This is a genomic window from Cognatishimia activa, assembly GCF_001458335.1.
GTDB lineage: Bacteria > Pseudomonadota > Alphaproteobacteria > Rhodobacterales > Rhodobacteraceae > Cognatishimia > Cognatishimia activa.
On sequence record NZ_CYTO01000004.1, the window covers coordinates 230802 to 247524 of the forward strand.

Genomic DNA, 16723 nt, shown 5'->3' on the forward strand with positions numbered 1-16723 from the left:
TCGCAGGGACTCACTAGGAGACTGCAAAAATGGATCGACGGACCTTTTTTATCTAAGCCGTCATTGACCGGTTCAATGATCGCTAACGCGGCTTTGGCCGAACCTTTTTGCCTACCCAACATTTCCCTGACCTTTTCAGGACGCCCTGTGTGAGTGACCCCAATGCCTTTTAAGTACTTTGAAAATCTTGTTGATCCCTATGCGGATTACGCTGAAACAGACACACCACCTAAGAAACTATGGCCATTTTTGATGGTCTACTCCGCGCCGTTCAAGCGCGTGTTTTGGATTGCTGCGATCCTTTCTGTGATTGTGGCCATCGTCGAAATTGGCCTGATCCATTACTTGGGCCGCCTCGTGGATTTGCTGAGCGGCGATCCCGCAGAAGTCTGGGCGCAGTATCAGACGGAGTTCATCCTAGCGGCGATATTTGTGCTGTTGATCCGGCCAATATTGCAGGCTCTGGACGTGTTGATCTTAAACAATTCGATCCTGCCGAACTTTGGCACATTGATCCGCTGGCGCGCCCATAAACATGTGCTGCGCCAATCGGTGGGATGGTTTGAGAACGATTTTGCAGGCCGCATTGCAAATCGGATCATGCAAACGCCTCCGGCAGCCGGTGAGGCGATCTTTCAGGTCTTTGACGCAATTGCATTTGCGCTTGCCTATGTGATCGGAGCTGCGGTGCTTTTGAACCAAGCAGACCCGAGACTGTTGGTGCCGCTGGTCATCTGGTTGGCGCTTTATGGGTGTTTGGTGGCCTGGACAGTCAAGCGCGTTGGACCGGCGTCTAAAGCCGCATCGGATGCGCGTTCCACCGTGACGGGTCGCGTTGTGGATGCCTACACGAATATACATTCGGTGAAGCTTTTCGCGCAGGACTCGCGCGAGCTTGATTATGCGAAAGATGCCATTGAAAACACCCGGGTGACCTTCCAGCGTGAGATGCGGATTTACACCATTATGGATGTGACACTGATCGTCCTGAATGGCTTGCTAATCCTCGGTGTTGTGGGCTGGTCCATCTGGCTCTGGATGCAGGGCAATGCGACCGTTGGCATCGTGGCGGCAGCGACGGCATTGACCCTGCGGCTGAACGCGATGACTGGTTGGATCATGTGGGCGCTGACCACTTTCTTCCGTCAATTGGGTGTCGTGGCCGAGGGAATGGAAACCATCGCGCAGCCGATTGATCTGGTGGATGGGCCGGGTTCCAAGCCTCTGGTCTTTAAGAATGGGAAGATCGAAGCGCGTGAACTGACGCACCATTATGGCCGCGAAAAAGGTGGTTTGAATGCGGTATCGCTGACGATCCAGCCAGGCGAGAAGATTGGGCTGGTTGGGCGATCTGGCGCAGGAAAATCGACCCTCGTTAAGCTGCTTTTGCGGTTTTATGATGCAGAAGGCGGTGCCATTTTAGTGGACGATCAGGACATCCGAGAGGTCACTCAGGACAGCCTGCGGGGTCATATCGGAATGGTGCAGCAAGACAGTTCTTTGTTGCATCGTTCTCTGCGCGACAACATTGCTTACGCCAAGCCCGATGCGAGTGATGCGGAAATCGAAGCGGCCGCGCGGAAGGCTGAGGCGCATGAGTTCATCCTTGAGCTAGAGGACCAAGAGGGCCGCAAAGGGTATGACGCCCATGTGGGTGAGCGCGGTGTTAAATTGTCCGGTGGTCAACGCCAGCGGATCACGCTTGCGCGGGTCATTCTGAAGGACGCGCCTATCTTGCTGTTGGACGAAGCCACATCTGCTCTGGATTCCGAAGTGGAAGCGGTCATTCAGGATACGCTGTATGGCATGATGGAGGGCAAGACCGTGATTGCCATTGCCCACCGACTCAGCACCATCGCGCAAATGGACCGTATTTTGGTCATCGATGATGGGAACATTGTTGAAGAGGGCAATCACAGCCAGCTACTGGCCATGCAAGGGCTTTACGCTAGCTTCTGGGAAAGGCAATCCGGTGGGTTCTTGGGTACCGAGGGTGGCACTGAGGATGGGACCGAGCCGGAATCAGAAGAGGCAGCGGAATGAGCGACGACAAAAGAAATGCATTGGTGCGCTGGTTTGGCGATTTGATCGATCCCGCACGTCCAACAGACGCGCCTCCCCCTGACACGCTTTGGGCGTTTTCGCGGTGGGTGATGGATGGGTTTGGGCCTGCCTTGATCATTGCTTTTTCGGGGTTCGCGCTTGCGGGCCTGTCAGAGGCCTATATCCTTTACCTGATCGGTGAAGTGCTTGATCTGACGCTTTCGGGGACCGAAGGCTTCTTCTCTGAAAACATGAACTTGCTGTTGTTTGCTGGGGCGTTCTTACTGATTTTCAGACCGCTGGTTTTCACGATGTCGTCGCTGTTCCAAAGCGTCGTCATTGCGCCAAACTTGATGAACCGGGTGCTCATCCGCCTCAATCGCTACACCAGCAGCCAGTCGATTAGCTATTTTGACGATGACTTCGCGGGGCGCATTGCGCAAAAGCAATTGCAGACCAGCAACGCGTTCTCCTCTGTTGTATCCGAGGTCATAAACGCAGGCACTTTCGCCTCTTCCACCTTTCTCAGCATGTTGCTGCTGTCAGGCGTTATTGAGCCGACTTTGGCTCTGATCGTTGCGGTTTGGATCGCTGTTTATCTTGGTCTGCTTAGCTATTTTATGCCGCGCGTCCGGGCGCGGTCAAAACAGCGCGCGAACGCGCGGGCTGCGGTAAGCGGACAGATTGTGGATACCACGGGCAATATGCGTACGGTGAAGCTTTTTGCGACGTCTGAGCATGAAGACAAAGCAGTCTTGCAGGAATCCGAGATATTCCGCGTTCGCTCCATGGAATGGGCGCAGCTTGCGGTAAGCATGCGGGGCGTCATGATTTTTCTGGCAGGAACGTTGCCCGCAACGGTCATGTTAGTCGGCCTTTTGAAATGGCAAGGCGGAGCTGTCACCACCGGTGAGTTGGCGGCGCTGGGCGCGATGTCTATTCGGCTTTCTCAGATGACTGGCTGGGTCAGCTGGACGTTGATGTCGATCTTTGCGCAAGTCGGCGAAATTGAAGATGGGATCAAGATGCTCGCCAAGCCGGTGACATTGTTTGATGACCCGGATGCTAAAGAGCTGCAGATTACGTCCGGCGCGATTTCCTTTAACGATGTGGGCTTTAACTATGGCACGGCGACCGGTGGGGTGGCTGACATTCAACTGACCGTCGCGCCCGGTGAAAAGGTGGGCATTGTTGGTGCGTCCGGGGCAGGGAAGTCCACGCTCGTTTCGCTTTTGTTGCGGCTTTACGATGCTGACAACGGCGCCATTACAATTGACGACCAAGACGTGACCAAAGTGACCCAAGACAGTTTGCGCCAGCAGATCGGGATGGTGACGCAGGATACGGCTTTGTTTAACCGCTCTGCCATGGACAATATTCGCTATGGCAAACCTGATGCGAGCGTTGGGGAGGTTGCTGCGGCAACGCGAAAAGCACGGGCAGAAGAGTTCGTGGGTGATCTGCTCGATCCAAAGGGTCGTCGCGGATACGACGCGTTTCTTGGGGAGCGCGGTGTAAAGTTGTCCGGTGGCCAGCGGCAGCGGATCGCCTTGGCTCGGGCCATTTTGAAAGATGCGCCGATCCTCATATTGGACGAGGCGACTTCGGCTCTGGACAGCGAAGTTGAAGCAGAAATTCAGGACGCCTTGCGTGAGGTTGTCGTCGGCAAAACCGTGATCGCCATTGCGCACCGTCTGTCGACCATCGCTGAAATGGACCGGATTATCGTGATGGATGAAGGTCGTATCGTAGAGCAGGGCAGCCACGCAGAGCTTTTGGCGAAAGATGGGCTGTATGCTGGGTTCTGGCAACGGCAGTCCGGTGGCTTTATTGGAGCCGAAGCGGCGGAATAAGGCTTTTCAGATGCGCGCATGCAGGCTATTGCCGCGCCCATTGCATCAAAAATGGCAGATCAGATGGCTGAGTTCCAGATCAACCGATTAGGGCACCAGGGCGACGGCATTGCCGATGGCCCGCTGTTTGCGCCCCTTACCTTGCCCGGCGAGACTGTGTCCGGGGAAGTCGACGGCACACAATTGCGCGATATTCGTGTGGTGACGCCATCAGACGACCGGGTCAAACCGCCGTGCCGCCATTTCAAGGCTTGTGGTGGATGTGGGCTTCAACACGCCTCAGACACCTTTGTCGCCGATTGGAAGGTTGATGTGGTGCGCCACGCTTTGGCGGCGCAGGGTATTGTCACTGAGTTTCGCCCGATTGAAACCTCGCCGGTGGCCGCCCGTCGGCGGGCTTCGATCTCGGCGCGTCGCACTAAGAAAGGTGCGATGGCTGGGTTTCACCAGCGGGCAAGCGACGTCATTGTCGAAATTCCCGATTGCCAGGTCCTGCACCCTGATCTGAAACCTGCGCTTGACGTAGCAAAGCAGCTCGCTGTGATTGGTGCGTCGCGCAAGGGTGAGTTGTCGGTGACGGCGACGTTGGCCCCGGAAGGGTTGGATATCTCGGTTGCCGGTGGCAAGCCGCTGGATGGTCCGTTCCAATCGCAGCTTGCGCAAGAAGCACAAAAAATGGGGCTCGCGCGGCTGACATGGGATGACGAAGTGATCGCGACGTGTTTCCCGCCGTGGCAGCCGATGGGAAAGGCCAAGGTCACGCCGCCGCCAGGCGCATTCTTACAGGCGACCGCTCATGGCGAAGAGGCGCTTTTGCGCGCTGCTTTGGAGATCGTCGGGGATGCCTCTAAGGTTGTCGATCTCTTCGCGGGATGCGGGACATTCTCACTTCCCCTTGCTGAAAAAGCCGAAGTGCACGCGGTCGAAGGCATCCGTTCAATGATGAAAGCGTTGGATCAGGGGTGGCGTCAGGCGCAGGGACTTAAACGGGTTACAACCGAAACCCGTGACCTTTTCCGCAACCCGATCTTGGCGCAGGACTTGCGTTACGACGCGGTGGTGATCGATCCGCCGCGTGCAGGCGCTGAGGCGCAATGCATTGAATTGGCCAAATCCAAAGTGCCAACCATCGCATTCGTGTCTTGTAACCCAGTGACTTTCGCCCGGGACGCGGCGACTTTGATCCGCGGGGATTACAAACTGCATTGGGTGCAGGTGGTGGATCAGTTCCGGTGGTCACCGCATATCGAGATGGTTGGGAAGTTCACGCGAGTTTGATGAAGGTGCCCGCGCAAAACCTCTGTGGCGGAGGCGGTGTTTGTGTTACGAGAGCCTTGAGCAGTATTGAGAGAACAGATGCAAAAAATTGCACTTTTGCTTGGGGTTTTGTTGGTCCTCGCGGGCTGTGGGTCTTCCAAGTTCGAAACCTATGACGGTCCTGAGGTCACGCGCATTATCTTGTTTAAAGAAGAAAGGCGCATGCATTTAATGCATGGGAATACGGCGTTGAAATCCTACGATGTCGATCTTGGATTTGCGCCTCTTGGCCACAAGGAACAAGAAGGAGACGGGCGCACGCCTGAAGGCGCATATGTCATCGACCGTCGCAATCCGAACAGTCAATTCCATTTGTCACTGGGTATCTCATATCCAAATGCTGATGACCGTGCCTATGCCGCAGAGCGAGGCTTTAGCCCCGGCGGGGATATTTTTATCCATGGAAGGCCGAAGAAATTCAGCAAGCTTCCCCAGGATTGGACGCAGGGTTGTATTGCCGTCACCAATCGCGAGATGCAGAAGATCTATGCGATGGTGAAGAACGGCACGCCTATTTGGATTTACGAGTAATCACTCGGCTGGGATTGCGGCTTCGGCCAGATCAAGCACGTCAGTTGTGGTGTCTTCGTACGAAATCTGCGGCGTCGGGATCTGTGGCGTACCCGGTGCGCCCATGACCAAAGTCCACCAGATCTTACCGTTGCTTTCTTGGTGCCAAGAGAACCCCATATCTGTTGCCGCTGGATCAAGGATCACCGCGCGTGGACCTTGTTCTTCCATCCACGCACCCAAAGTTTCCAGCTCGGTTTCATAGGTTTCCGAGATGGCTTCACCGACAAGAACCCCCTCATAGCCTACGCGTGCGACGCGCTGGATTGGAGAGGAGCCATCAGAGCCAAAATGCCAAGGGCGGTTTTGTATGGACATGTCACGGGAGTGGGTTGCCGCGGCTGCCACAAGTTTCGCGTCGAGATCGACTCTGCCCAATCCAGAGGCCGATCTTAGGGCATTGACCGAATCAACCATGCGGAACTGAATCTTGGACGTATCGTTTGAGCGAATCTTATAAAGCCGTGGCAAAGGCTTGCCGTCAGCACCCAATGGCGGTTCTGTAACCGTGGGCGTGCAGGCGGGAACCGCCATCAACAGTGCCATCATCGCCGCAATAAGACGCATATTATGCCCTTCCAAGTACTTTCGTCGTGTGCAGATGGGTGTAACGCCTGCCTCGTGGCGTTGAAAGCCCACATTCGCGTGAGTTGAGCCAAATGACGCTTGTTTGATTTGCGACTGAGGCATTCAAGCAATAGATTGGCGAAAAATCGCGTGACATGAGGCGAAATGAGATGAGTGAAGACAGCAAGACTAAAGCAGACAAGCTGCTTATTGGGCGCCGCGCCTTTCTGGCGACCGGCACCGCTTTTGTGGGTGCGCCTGCGTTGGCGCAAGACGTGAATTCTACAGCGACGACGGAAGTAGAGCGCGACATCACAGAAACGGTACGTCGCAATACCTCAAGCTTCCGCACCATGCGTTGGGAGCCCTATTTTGATAACCTCAAGAATGGGGCGATCTTGGTGGATATCACCAGCCGCGCGCTGCATTACTGGGGTGAGGACGGCACATATAAGCTGTATCCAAGCTCTGTGCCGCTGACCGAAGACCTGACCCGTCGTGGCCGCACCAAAGTCATCCGCAAGGTGGAAGGCCCGAGCTGGCGCCCGACACCAGCGATGCGTAAACGCAATCCTGAGTGGCCGGAATATGTTGGGCCGGGTCCTGATAACCCATTGGGGACTCATGCGCTTTATCTAAGCTGGACTTATTACCGGATCCACGGCACCCACGATACACGTAAGATCGGTCGCCGTTCTTCGAATGGATGTGTGGGCCTTTACAACGAACATATCGCCGAGCTCTTTGAATTGGCAAAAGTTGGCACACAAGTGTTGCTTATTTGACCACAAAGAGACGTTCGGCGGATTTTTCCCCCGTCTTTGGGTTTGCAAAGCCCTGCTTTTACTGTTTACACCTAAGATACGAGGTAAGTCTTGGGTGCTTACGTCGCCTAAACCTGTGACGTGAGCTAATTTTCTGGAGGTTACTATGAAAAAACTCGTTCTCGCAGCAGCTCTGACTGCAGCAGCTTCCACCGCATTCGCTGGTGGCATGTCCGAACCAATGGTTGAAGCACCAGTTGTTATGGAAGAAGCAGCGTCTTCTTCTTCTAACTTCGTTGTTCCTCTGCTGATCTTGGCAGTTGTAGCAGCAGCAGTTGCAGCTGACTAATCGGACCGACGGCGATTAGCCGTTGAGAAGAATTTAAAAGGGCGCTTCCTTTTGGAAGCGCCCTTTTCTTTTGAACCCAGTTAATTGGCTGATCCGTTTCAGGATGATGGTGTAAGCCAACCGCCAAGGTTTTCTTGCGCGATCTGGCTCAGCGCTTTGATATGCGCGTCATCGTCATTGAGGCACGGGATATAGGTGAAGTGTTCGCCACCCGCCTCCTCAAAGCTTTCTTTGATTTCTTCGTTGATCTCTTCAAGCGTCTCGATGCAGTCCGCAGAAAATGCCGGCGCAATCACGGCGATGTTCTTTTTTCCGTCCTCCTCGGCCAGACGCGCAACCTCCTCGACAGTGTAGGGTTGCAGCCACTCCTCTGGCCCGAAACGAGATTGGAAAGTGGTCACCAAATCAGTGTCTTCCCAACCGAGGCGTTCTTTGAGCAGTCGGGTCGTTTTTGAACATTGGCAATGATACGGGTCGCCCTGCATGAGATAGCGAAGAGGCATTCCGTGGTAGCTGACCACCAGAATGTCAGGTCGCGTTTCCATCTTGCCATAGGCGGTTTCCACCGATTTGGCCAAAGCGTCGATATAATCCGGGTGCTCAAAATACGCCGGTACGGTCCGAGCCGCAGGCTGCCACGCTTCTTTCTTCAGAGCGTCAAAGAAACTGTCATTTGCGGTTGCTGTCGTCGCGCCTGCGTAATGGGGGTAAAGCGGGAAGAACAGGATACGCTCACAACCAGCTTCTACCATTTTGCGCACCTTAGACTTGGTGGAAGGATTGCCATAGCGCATGCAGAAATCCACAATGACATCATCGCCATAAAGATCTTCCATCGCGGCGCGGAATTTTTTAGTTTTCGCCTTGGTGATCGTCATCAAAGGGCTTTCGCCTTCTTCGTGATTCCAGATCGATTTGTAGGCTTCACCGGATGTGAAGGGGCGTTTGGTCAGGATGATCAGTTGAAGCAGCGGCTGCCATTTCCATTTCGGGTAGTCGATGACCCGTTGATCCGAAAGGAACTCGTTCAGATAACGACGCATGGGCCAGTAGCTGTAGTGGTCAGGTGTGCCAAGATTTGCGAGCAGGATACCGGTTTTGCCACGGGGCACCTTTGGGTGGTCTTTGGGTGCATGCATAGGGCAGGTGGCTGACATTGTTGCGTCCTACTATCTTTTCAAAACGTCCATCTGAGATAGCGCCTTACAGCACTGGGTCAATTGTGAATTGCGCGGATTATGGTGTTTAGGGGAGTTTACTCTCTTTTGTGTCTAGCGCGTCCGCAAGTCGCTGTTGGGCCGATCCTGGACGTAGGGGCTTTTGTTGAGAAGGGTCTGGGGCCCATCCGGTCATGAAAATAAGGTCAAAAGTCGCTTGTACGCGTTCATCTATAGAGAAGTTTTGTTGATAGATCTCTGCAGCTCTTTGAAAAACGCCGCGCCGGGAAAAAGACCTGCGACGATTGGTCAGTGCGTTCGCTTCACCCATCGCGCGCAGATCCTTCATCAAGTGGAAGGCGCTTTCATAACTCGCAGTTACAGGGAAGCCGTCTGCAACCGGCAGGGCAAACCCCGCCCGTTGCAGCAATCCGCCCATGTCTCGGATTTCGCCCATCGGCAAAATGCGTGGCGACAAGCCGCCGGTCAATTCGGACTCCGCTTGCGCTAAAGAAGCGCGTAATTCGTGTAGTGTCTGTCCGCCGAAACTCGCGGTCAGCAGCAAACCGTCTGACTTCAGTGCGTGACGACATTGGATCAGTTGCCCCACCGGATCATTGGCCCAATGCAGTGCCATTGCGTGGATCACGACATCATGGGCGCCGGGCTGAAGTGAGAGCACGTCATCATCCGATATGATCACCGCTTTTGGAAAGCGCCCCGCCCAGATTTCGGGAAAAGGTGTCACGATCGCCGGTGCGCGAAAGGTTCTGTTAACCATCGATAGGCGATCTTGCAGGTCGTCGGCTGCGGTGGTTTGCAGGAACATCCCGCCCTCGCGGCCGGCACGACGTCGAAATATCTCTAGCGCTTTGCGATCGGTGAGCTGGGGCGTGTTTTGCATGGATCCGACCTTATGATCACGCGAAAACAAGTTCAAACCGCTATGCAGGTGATTTTTCCGCCTCGCTGCGTGAGTTGCGGCGACCTTGTGGAGGAAGATTTCAACTTATGTGGGGCGTGTTGGCGGGATACGCCTTTTATCGGTGGCGCGATTTGCGACGCTTGCGGATCACCGCTGCCCGGTGCACCGAGCGACGTGTTGGAGACCTGTGATGATTGCATGACCAATCCGACACCATGGGTGCGGGGACGGGCGGTGTTCCTTTATGAGGGCCGTGCCCGGCAAATGGTGTTACGGCTTAAACACGGAGACCGGCACGATATTGTGCATCCTGCGGCGCGTTGGATGGCATCGGCGGCAAAAGACATTGTCTCAGAGAAAACTGTGGTCTGTCCGATCCCGCTCCATTGGAAGCGGTTTCTTCGGCGAAGGTTTAACCAATCCGCACTCCTAGCTGCAGATATGGCACATCACTTGGCGGTGCCCTATGTGCCAGATTTGCTTGTGAGAACGCGGGCAACCTTGGCGATGGAAGGCATGTCGCGGCAGGAACGGCATGACAATCTGGTGGGTAGCATTGCGGTAAACCTTAAGCACTCTGGGCGGATCAAGGGCCGCGATATCCTTCTTGTAGATGATGTGATGACCAGCGGAGCGACATTTTCTGCGGCAACAGGGGCATGTTTGGCGGCAAAGGCGGCTCAAGTCAGCGTGATCGCCCTAGCAAGGGTGGCCAAACTGCCTTAGATCATGGCCCAAACCAAGATCCTAAGGAACTCAGACAATGGCAAATGTCGAAATCTATACCCGCCCAATGTGCGGCTTCTGCGCTGCGGCCAAGCGCCTTCTGACCCAAAAGAACGTGGCTTTTGTGGAATATGACGGCTGGAAAGAACCGGCGCGCAAAGACGAAATGATCCAGCGCAGCAATGGTGGCCGCACGTTCCCGCAGATTTTCATTGACGGAAAACACATCGGCGGTTGCGACGATATGATGGCGCTGGAAAGCGCGGGCAAGTTGGACCCGCTGCTGGCCGCTTGATGAAAACAGCGCTTCTGCAAATCACGTCGTCTGATGACCCCGAGACCAATCTGTCCTTGGTCAAAGACCGTATTGCGGAAGCGGTGGGCGAGGGTGCGGGATATGTTCTGACGCCCGAGGTCACAAATTGCGTATCGGGCAGCAGAACTCATCAGAACGAAGTCCTGCGTCTTGAACAGGATGATCCGACCCTTGCTGGCCTGCGAAATGAAGCGGCGCGTCATGGGATTTGGCTGACCATTGGGTCTTTGGCACTGAAAACCGACGACCCGGATGGGCGCTTTGCCAATCGACAGTTCCTGATCACGCCGGATGGCGAGATCGCCGCGCGATATGATAAAATCCACATGTTTGATGTGCAGGTTTCAGAGACAGAAACCTACCGGGAATCGGCCGGATACCGCCCCGGCACCAAGGCGGTCCTTGCAGAAACGCCCTTTGCGAACATCGGTCTGACGATCTGCTATGATCTGCGGTTTCCAAAACTGTTCCGCAGACTTGCGCAGGCTGGAGCTGAGGTCATCACAGTCCCATCGGCTTTTTCCAAAGTCACCGGGGCGGCCCATTGGCAGGCACTTTTGCAAGCGCGGGCGATTGAAAACGGCTGTTGGATACTAGCGCCCGCTCAAACGGGCGCCCACGCGGCAAATAGAGGTCCGCAGCGCCAAACATATGGGCATTCTCTGGCGGTTTCCCCTTGGGGAGAGGTTGTCACAAACGCTGGGGTTGAGCCGGGGACAATCTTCGTTGATTTGGACCGCGAAAAAGTGGACAAAGCTCGCACGCGCATTCCATCCCTGACCCACGATAAGGATTTCGATGGCCCAGACCGTCAGTGACTCCAATGCCTTAGCGGTCTCGCTGTTCAGTGAGATCCTGATGGCAGACCAGTTGGCCCGTAGCCGCCTGACCAAGGCGCTGCCAAAAGGGATGGAGCTTTCGCATTTCTCGGTTCTGAACCATCTGGCGCACACCCATGCAGAAAAAAGCCCGGCGCAATTGGCGAAGGCGTTTCATGTGACCCGTGGGGCGATGACCAACACGTTGAGCAAGCTGGAAACAGCCGGATACGTGCATATCCGCCCCGATTGGGATGACGCCCGCCGCAAGATGGTGGCGATCAGCCCAGCCGGTCAAAGCGCACGGGACGCGGCACTGGCGGGAATTGCGCCACTTCTTAGCGAAGTGGTGGGCGAATTGGGCGAAAACCGCGTGCGCGGCGTGTTGCCTGTCTTGCGAGAGCTTCGGGTGAAGCTGGAGGGTGACGGGTGATCGGCCGTAAAGGCATGAACCTGTTTGCCGTCATGGCGGCCGTGATCTTTTTGCTGGTCTATACGTTGCCGACCTTAAAGAGTGCGCAAGATGCTGAAGCCTGTGCCGCTGATGGCGGGCGCTGGGTGCATTCCGAGGGTGTTTGCGAGAAGTGAGCTGACTGTAGATCGTGGTCAGGACGTTTTGAATTCAACGAAAAAATAATGCTGTGTCGAACTAATAAATGTCGTTAACATCTCCTACACAAAAGATTTTTTGGGGAGCGAACGCCAATGAGCAAGACATTTTGAATTCCAGCGAAGAGACATATGACAGCCTTTATTCAGACCAAGATTCGCTTTGGCAGAAACGAGGACAGAAGAAAACCGTCGATACGATCATTCAAAGTGTGTCGGGGCGACTTCCGTATAATTGCCGTCAATATCGTTATTTGTTTTCTGATTTTGATGGTGACATTGTTTTTTTTAACCAAAGTTTCCTAGCATCGGGAAATTGCGTTCATACGAACTTACGGCTGAACCTCCGCACCCAAAGTGTTTGGTCGCTGGACTATGATGCGGTGTCGGATACGCTCGTACTGGTTGCTGGCAATTACAGTTCGACCTTCACCAACCTTCGGCAAAGCAATGACCCTGCTCAAATGAAAGTAAGCGTAGCAGAAAAAAGAGTAATTTTTGCTCTCCGCTCAAAGGTGCCTTACGGCGGCTGTACTTTGAGCCCGGGATCCAACTTGATCATCCAAGGTTTATAGCATTGCGCGGCCAATTTGGCCGCGCGCCATTAGGCGGCTTTCAAACTCGCCGTCACATAATTCACGCTCAAATCCCGGTCTGAAATCGACCAGCTCCAACCCAGCGGATTGAATACAAAGCCTTTACGGTCCACCGGGTTCAAGCCCGCGGTTTCCAGCATTGAAAACAGCTCATCCGGCGTGATGAATTTGTTCCATTCATGGGTGCCTTTTGGCAGCCAGCGCATGACCCACTCGGCACCGATGATGCCCATCATAAAGCTTTTGGCGTTCCGGTTTAGGGTTGAACACACCATCAAACCGCCCGGGCGCAAAAGCTGTTGGCAGACGGTCAGGAACTCTTGCGGGTCAGCCACGTGTTCGACCACTTCCATGTTGAGCACCACATCAAAAGTCTCGCCCGCTTCGGCGATGGCTTCGGCTGTGGTGTGCCGGTAGTCGATTTCCAGCCCAGATTGCTCCGCGTGGACTCGAGCCACCGGAATATTGCGTTCTGCTGCATCGGCGCCGACCACCGTTGCGCCAAGTCGCGCCATGGGTTCGCTCAGCAAACCGCCGCCGCAACCGATGTCGAGGATATTGATCCCTTCGAATGGTTTTTCGGACGTTAGGTCACGGTCGAATTCCTCGGCGATTTGCCGTGTGATATAGTCCAACCGGCACGGGTTTAGCATATGAAGCGGTTTGAACTTCCCATTGGGGTCCCACCATTCCGCGGCCATGGCCTGGAACTTTGCGACTTCGGCGGGGTCGACAGTGTTCATCGTGGGTTGCATTCTTCACTCCATGTGCTCATCTGGGGGCGCAATACTATATAGATCGAATATGGACAAACACTCGGGTCATAAGCGCACACTTGAATCATTATTTCCGCCGATCCATCCGTTTGATCAGCGGATGATGGATATGGGCGATGGCCACACAATTTATGTCGAACAATCTGGTAATCCAGAAGGCCTGCCCGTTGTTGTGTTCCATGGTGGTCCCGGCGGGGGCGCGAGCCCGGCGATGCGGCGGTATTTTTACCCCAAGGTCTATCGTATCATTTTGTTTGATCAGCGCGGATGCGGGCGGTCAAAACCCCATGCGTCGACTGAGGACAACACCACTTGGCATTTGATTGCGGACATTGAGCGTATCCGCGAAGAGCTAGAAATTGATCAATGGATCGTCTTTGGCGGCAGTTGGGGTGCGACCTTGGCGCTGCTTTATGCGCAAACCCATCCGACACGCCCGGCGGCTCTGGTATTGCGCGGGGTGTTCCTGATGACGCAGGCGGAGCTGAATTGGTTCTACGGCGGCGGCGCTGGGCAGTTCTGGCCGGAAGCTTGGCAGCGGTTTGCGAGCCTCATTCCAGAAGATGAGCACGATGACATGATCGCTGCCTATCACAAACGTTTGTTTTCTGGCGATGAAGAGACCGAAGTGAAATACGGACGCGCTTGGGCGTCGTGGGAGAACTCGCTGGCGTCTATGTCGTCAAACGGTATGTCCGGTCAGCCCAATGCAGAATATGCGCGGGCGTTCTCTCGGTTAGAGAACCACTATTTCACAAATGCGGGCTTCCTAGATTTCGACGGGCAGATCCTTGCGCATATGGACCGGATCACGTCGATCCCCGGTGTGATCGTTCAAGGGCGCTATGACATGATTTGCCCGCCGTATTCCGCTTACGAATTGGCAAAGAAATGGCCGAATGCGCGGTTGCGGATGATTCAGGATGCGGGGCACGCGCTCAGCGAACCGGGCATTACTGCTGAATTGGTGCGCGTCATGAAGGACTTCGCCGAGCTGTGAACAGAGTTTTTACGCTCATCCGCTTGTAAATCTTAAAAATCCGCGCTTTTCTGAAAGCCGCTTTAGACAAAGGACCTCGATTCCGTGACCCGTTTGGACAGACGTAACCTATTGAAGACCGGCGCTGCCGCCGGTGTTCTTGCGGCGTCTGGTCTTCCGCTGGGCGCTGCCGCGCGTCGCGGTGGGGTGTTGCGCCTTGGTGTCGGCGGAGCCCATGCAACGGATAGCTGGGACAGCCGAACCCATCGCGGCCAATTCATGGTCATGGCCGGGCATGGCGCAGTGTTTGATACGCTGACCCAAGTTGCGGCGAGCGGTGAATTGATTGGCGAGTTGGCGGAAAGCTGGGAAGCCAGTGCAGATGCCAAAGTGTGGACGTTCCGACTGCGCCAAGGGGTCGAGTTCCACAATGGCAAACTCTTTGACGCCCAAGACGTGATGGCGTCCTTGCGATTGCATCTGGAGCCACACTCCCCGGCACGTGGGATTGTTTCGGCGATTTCAGAGATGGAGGCGCTGGGCAGCCATGAGGTCCGGTTCCATCTGGCGGCACCAAATGCGGATTTCCCGTTCTTATTGGCGGATTATCACCTTTGCATCTACCCGGCGGACAACATGGCAACCGCCATGTCTCAAGGGATCGGTACGGGCCTTTATAAGGTTATCGGTTTTACACCTGGCAAGCGCGCGATGCTTGGGCGGGTGCGTGGGCACTATAAAGATGGCAAAGAAGGTTGGTTTGACGCGGTTGAGCTGATCGCGATGAATGAGCCGAGTGATCGGGTGAATGCGCTTTTGACCGGTCAAGTTGATGCGATCAACGATCTGGACCTCGCTCAGAAGGCTGATGTTCTGAAGAAGCCGACGCTGCGCGTGAGTGATGTGGTGGGCAACCAGCATATCGGGTTCTCGATGCGGGCGGATCGTGCTCCGTTTTATGATGTGAACCTGCGTAAGGCGCTAAAGCATGTGGTGGATCGGCAGGCGATTGTCGATGAAACATTATTGGGCCACGGGCAGGTCGGCGCGGACCATCCGATTGGGCCGCTTAATCAGTATCTCGCTGGGTCGCCTGTGCCAAATGACTACGATCCAGATCAATCACGGTTCTATTTGAAGAAGGCGGGCTTGCGGGCTTTGGATGTGCAGATTGATTCAAGCACGACGGCACATTCGGCGATGGCGCGTTTGACTGACGTTGTGGCGCGAGATGCGCAGGCGGCGGGCATCAATGTTTTGAGCGGTCAGGGCGCTGATTTAACGGTTCAGGCGTCGGTCTGGTCGGGGCGCGTCACCGAAGACTGGATGTTCACCATGATGGCCGCCGAAGGTGGCGCATGGAATGATAGCCAATGGCAGAACCCACAGTTCCAAAACCTGCTTCTGAGCGCACGGGCGGAACTGGCCACGGACAAGCGCCGTGCACTTTACCAAGACATGCAGGAACTCATGGCCAAAGACGGCGGTGCGCTGATCCCAGCTTTTGCGAATTTCGCGGATGCTCACCATGCGCGGCTGAAGCATGGACCTTCTGTCGGGAATTTATTCGCCCAAGACAGCGGTCGCATGATCGAGCGCTGGTGGTTCGCATAACGCAGTAATACTCTGCACCAACGCACAGACTTATGATTTTGCGCAAGAACACTCTGCACTTATGCTGATGTCATAAGACACAGCCAGTGAGGAGCCTGCCATGTCAGACAGCCCAACCATCGAAGAACGTGAAAACGGACCTTTTGTCGTCAAAGGGATCACACACTTGCGGATGCCTGATGGCAGCGAGGTGGAATGCAAGCCAGTGATGGCTTTGTGCCGTTGTGGTGAGAGTAAAAACAAACCTTTCTGCGATGGGGCGCATAAAGAGGCTGGTTTTGAAAGCCGAGGCGGAACACCTGCGGGGCGCGATCGTTTGCTGAACTATGAAGGCGAAGAGATTTCCGTCACTTTCAACCCGCTTCTGTGCTCGCATGCAGCGCAATGCAATAAGCTGTCTCCGCACGTGTTTGATTCCAAGAAGCGGCCTTGGATCACGCCTGACACCGGCACCATTGAAGATGTGAAAAAGGTGGTTGCGGCCTGTCCTTCGAGCGCCTTGGCCATTGCCAATGCTGATGAGCCGCACCTCACCACCGATGGTGCGCAGATACAAATTGAGAAAAACGGTCCGTATTGGATATTGGATGTGCCTTCGCCGGTGCCGCCGCAGGCCGAGAATATGTCCGAGCGAAAATACGTGCTGTGTCGTTGCGGGAAATCGGGCAACAAACCCTATTGCGACGGCACTCATCACGATGAAAAATGGCGCGATGATTAAGGCCTAACGAAACGCACTTGCAG

19 protein-coding genes are annotated in these 16723 nt (G+C 55.0%); 15 read left to right on the top strand and 4 right to left on the bottom strand.

Features of this window, described 5'->3' with window-relative positions; translation table 11 throughout:
• Positions 1–162: 162 nt before the first annotated feature.
• From TA5113_RS02245 to TA5113_RS02260, 4 genes are all read left to right on the top strand, one after another.
• Positions 163–2043, top strand: coding sequence for an ABC transporter ATP-binding protein (locus TA5113_RS02245; protein ID WP_058313600.1), 1881 nt, complete (start codon positions 163–165; stop codon positions 2041–2043).
• Positions 2040–3896 carry an ABC transporter ATP-binding protein gene (locus TA5113_RS02250; protein WP_058313601.1) on the top strand — a complete coding sequence of 619 codons (1857 nt, stop codon included), beginning with the start codon at positions 2040–2042 and terminating at the stop codon, positions 3894–3896. Before TA5113_RS02245 ends, TA5113_RS02250 begins: the two co-directional genes overlap by 4 nt.
• 63 nt (positions 3897–3959) lie before the next feature.
• Complete coding sequence (locus TA5113_RS02255; RefSeq protein WP_058313782.1) at positions 3960–5174, top strand: class I SAM-dependent RNA methyltransferase; 1215 nt, start codon at positions 3960–3962, stop codon at positions 5172–5174.
• Between the two features lie 78 nt (positions 5175–5252).
• On the top strand, positions 5253–5744 hold the full coding sequence (locus tag TA5113_RS02260) for a L,D-transpeptidase family protein (RefSeq protein ID WP_058313602.1): 492 nt from the start codon (positions 5253–5255) through the stop codon (positions 5742–5744).
• On the opposite strand, the gene dalA is transcribed toward TA5113_RS02260, so the two are convergent.
• A complete protein-coding gene (dalA, locus tag TA5113_RS02265) occupies positions 5745–6317 on the bottom strand; it encodes a divisome-associated lipoprotein DalA (protein WP_082638101.1) in 573 nt (190 codons plus the stop codon). It lies immediately after the preceding gene.
• Positions 6318–6520: 203 nt separating this feature from the next.
• Between dalA and TA5113_RS02270 the strand changes: the two genes are divergently transcribed.
• Both TA5113_RS02270 and TA5113_RS02275 read left to right on the top strand, forming a co-directional pair.
• Positions 6521–7135: a L,D-transpeptidase gene (locus TA5113_RS02270; RefSeq protein ID WP_058313603.1), complete on the top strand. Its 615-nt coding sequence runs from the start codon at positions 6521–6523 to the stop codon at positions 7133–7135.
• A 145-nt stretch (positions 7136–7280) separates the two neighbouring features.
• Positions 7281–7463 (top strand): hypothetical protein, encoded by a 183-nt coding sequence (locus tag TA5113_RS02275; protein WP_058313604.1) that lies wholly within the window; start codon positions 7281–7283, stop codon positions 7461–7463.
• Between the two features lie 98 nt (positions 7464–7561).
• Here the strand turns inward: TA5113_RS02275 and hemH are convergent, their stop codons facing one another.
• On the bottom strand, positions 7562–8620 hold the full coding sequence (hemH, locus tag TA5113_RS02280) for a ferrochelatase (RefSeq protein WP_058313605.1): 1059 nt from the start codon (positions 8618–8620) through the stop codon (positions 7562–7564).
• A gap of 88 nt (positions 8621–8708) precedes the next feature.
• Positions 8709–9524: a methyltransferase domain-containing protein gene (locus tag TA5113_RS02285; protein WP_058313606.1), complete on the bottom strand. Its 816-nt coding sequence runs from the start codon at positions 9522–9524 to the stop codon at positions 8709–8711.
• A 12-nt stretch (positions 9525–9536) separates the two neighbouring features.
• Between TA5113_RS02285 and TA5113_RS02290 the strand changes: the two genes are divergently transcribed.
• The 6 genes from TA5113_RS02290 (at position 9537) to TA5113_RS02310 (ending at position 12589) form a co-directional block, all read left to right on the top strand.
• Positions 9537–10271 carry a ComF family protein gene (locus TA5113_RS02290; protein WP_181949454.1) on the top strand — a complete coding sequence of 245 codons (735 nt, stop codon included), beginning with the start codon at positions 9537–9539 and terminating at the stop codon, positions 10269–10271.
• Between the two features lie 37 nt (positions 10272–10308).
• Entirely contained in the window at positions 10309–10566 is a 258-nt protein-coding gene (gene grxC, locus TA5113_RS02295) for a glutaredoxin 3 (RefSeq protein WP_058313607.1), read from the top strand.
• Positions 10566–11405 (top strand): carbon-nitrogen hydrolase family protein, encoded by an 840-nt coding sequence (locus tag TA5113_RS02300; protein ID WP_058313608.1) that lies wholly within the window; start codon positions 10566–10568, stop codon positions 11403–11405. The genes grxC and TA5113_RS02300 overlap by 1 nt, the downstream gene beginning before the upstream one ends.
• Positions 11386–11838, top strand: coding sequence for a MarR family winged helix-turn-helix transcriptional regulator (locus TA5113_RS02305; RefSeq protein WP_058316592.1), 453 nt, complete (start codon positions 11386–11388; stop codon positions 11836–11838). The genes TA5113_RS02300 and TA5113_RS02305 overlap by 20 nt, the downstream gene beginning before the upstream one ends.
• Entirely contained in the window at positions 11835–11993 is a 159-nt protein-coding gene (locus tag TA5113_RS16875) for a hypothetical protein (RefSeq protein ID WP_165589372.1), read from the top strand. The genes TA5113_RS02305 and TA5113_RS16875 overlap by 4 nt, the downstream gene beginning before the upstream one ends.
• 68 nt (positions 11994–12061) lie before the next feature.
• A complete protein-coding gene (locus TA5113_RS02310; protein ID WP_058313610.1) occupies positions 12062–12589 on the top strand; it encodes a hypothetical protein in 528 nt (175 codons plus the stop codon).
• 29 nt (positions 12590–12618) lie between these two features.
• Here TA5113_RS02310 and ubiG read toward each other — a convergent pair whose 3' ends face one another.
• Positions 12619–13365, bottom strand: coding sequence for a bifunctional 2-polyprenyl-6-hydroxyphenol methylase/3-demethylubiquinol 3-O-methyltransferase UbiG (gene ubiG / locus TA5113_RS02315; protein ID WP_058313611.1), 747 nt, complete (start codon positions 13363–13365; stop codon positions 12619–12621).
• Positions 13366–13414: 49 nt separating this feature from the next.
• Here ubiG and pip point away from each other — a divergent pair, with 49 nt between their 5' ends.
• The 3 genes from pip to TA5113_RS02330 all read left to right on the top strand — a co-directional run bounded on the left by pip (position 13415) and on the right by TA5113_RS02330 (position 16700).
• Positions 13415–14386, top strand: a complete 972-nt coding sequence (pip, locus tag TA5113_RS02320) for a prolyl aminopeptidase (protein ID WP_058316593.1) — start codon at positions 13415–13417, stop codon at positions 14384–14386.
• Positions 14387–14470: 84 nt separating this feature from the next.
• Positions 14471–15979 carry an ABC transporter substrate-binding protein gene (locus TA5113_RS02325; protein ID WP_058313613.1) on the top strand — a complete coding sequence of 503 codons (1509 nt, stop codon included), beginning with the start codon at positions 14471–14473 and terminating at the stop codon, positions 15977–15979.
• 100 nt (positions 15980–16079) lie between these two features.
• A complete protein-coding gene (locus tag TA5113_RS02330; RefSeq protein WP_058313614.1) occupies positions 16080–16700 on the top strand; it encodes a CDGSH iron-sulfur domain-containing protein in 621 nt (206 codons plus the stop codon).
• The last annotated feature ends 23 nt before the right edge of the window (positions 16701–16723 follow it).

Bases quoted from the DNA above. Each gene is read 5' to 3' on its own strand.
- TA5113_RS02245 (WP_058313600.1), top strand. From the start codon at position 163: ATGCCTTTTAAGTACTTTGAAAATCTTGTTGATCCCTATGCGGATTAC.
- TA5113_RS02250 (WP_058313601.1), top strand. From the start codon at position 2,040: ATGAGCGACGACAAAAGAAATGCATTGGTGCGCTGGTTTGGCGATTTG.
- TA5113_RS02255 (WP_058313782.1), top strand. From the start codon at position 3,960: ATGGCTGAGTTCCAGATCAACCGATTAGGGCACCAGGGCGACGGCATT.
- TA5113_RS02260 (WP_058313602.1), top strand. From the start codon at position 5,253: ATGCAAAAAATTGCACTTTTGCTTGGGGTTTTGTTGGTCCTCGCGGGC.
- dalA (WP_082638101.1), bottom strand. From the start codon at position 6,317: ATGGCGGTTCCCGCCTGCACGCCCACGGTTACAGAACCGCCATTGGGT.
- TA5113_RS02270 (WP_058313603.1), top strand. From the start codon at position 6,521: ATGAGTGAAGACAGCAAGACTAAAGCAGACAAGCTGCTTATTGGGCGC.
- TA5113_RS02275 (WP_058313604.1), top strand. From the start codon at position 7,281: ATGAAAAAACTCGTTCTCGCAGCAGCTCTGACTGCAGCAGCTTCCACC.
- hemH (WP_058313605.1), bottom strand. From the start codon at position 8,620: ATGTCAGCCACCTGCCCTATGCATGCACCCAAAGACCACCCAAAGGTG.
- TA5113_RS02285 (WP_058313606.1), bottom strand. From the start codon at position 9,524: ATGCAAAACACGCCCCAGCTCACCGATCGCAAAGCGCTAGAGATATTT.
- TA5113_RS02290 (WP_181949454.1), top strand. From the start codon at position 9,537: ATGATCACGCGAAAACAAGTTCAAACCGCTATGCAGGTGATTTTTCCG.
- grxC (WP_058313607.1), top strand. From the start codon at position 10,309: ATGGCAAATGTCGAAATCTATACCCGCCCAATGTGCGGCTTCTGCGCT.
- TA5113_RS02300 (WP_058313608.1), top strand. From the start codon at position 10,566: ATGAAAACAGCGCTTCTGCAAATCACGTCGTCTGATGACCCCGAGACC.
- TA5113_RS02305 (WP_058316592.1), top strand. From the start codon at position 11,386: ATGGCCCAGACCGTCAGTGACTCCAATGCCTTAGCGGTCTCGCTGTTC.
- TA5113_RS02310 (WP_058313610.1), top strand. From the start codon at position 12,062: ATGTCGTTAACATCTCCTACACAAAAGATTTTTTGGGGAGCGAACGCC.
- ubiG (WP_058313611.1), bottom strand. From the start codon at position 13,365: ATGCAACCCACGATGAACACTGTCGACCCCGCCGAAGTCGCAAAGTTC.
- pip (WP_058316593.1), top strand. From the start codon at position 13,415: ATGGACAAACACTCGGGTCATAAGCGCACACTTGAATCATTATTTCCG.
- TA5113_RS02330 (WP_058313614.1), top strand. From the start codon at position 16,080: ATGTCAGACAGCCCAACCATCGAAGAACGTGAAAACGGACCTTTTGTC.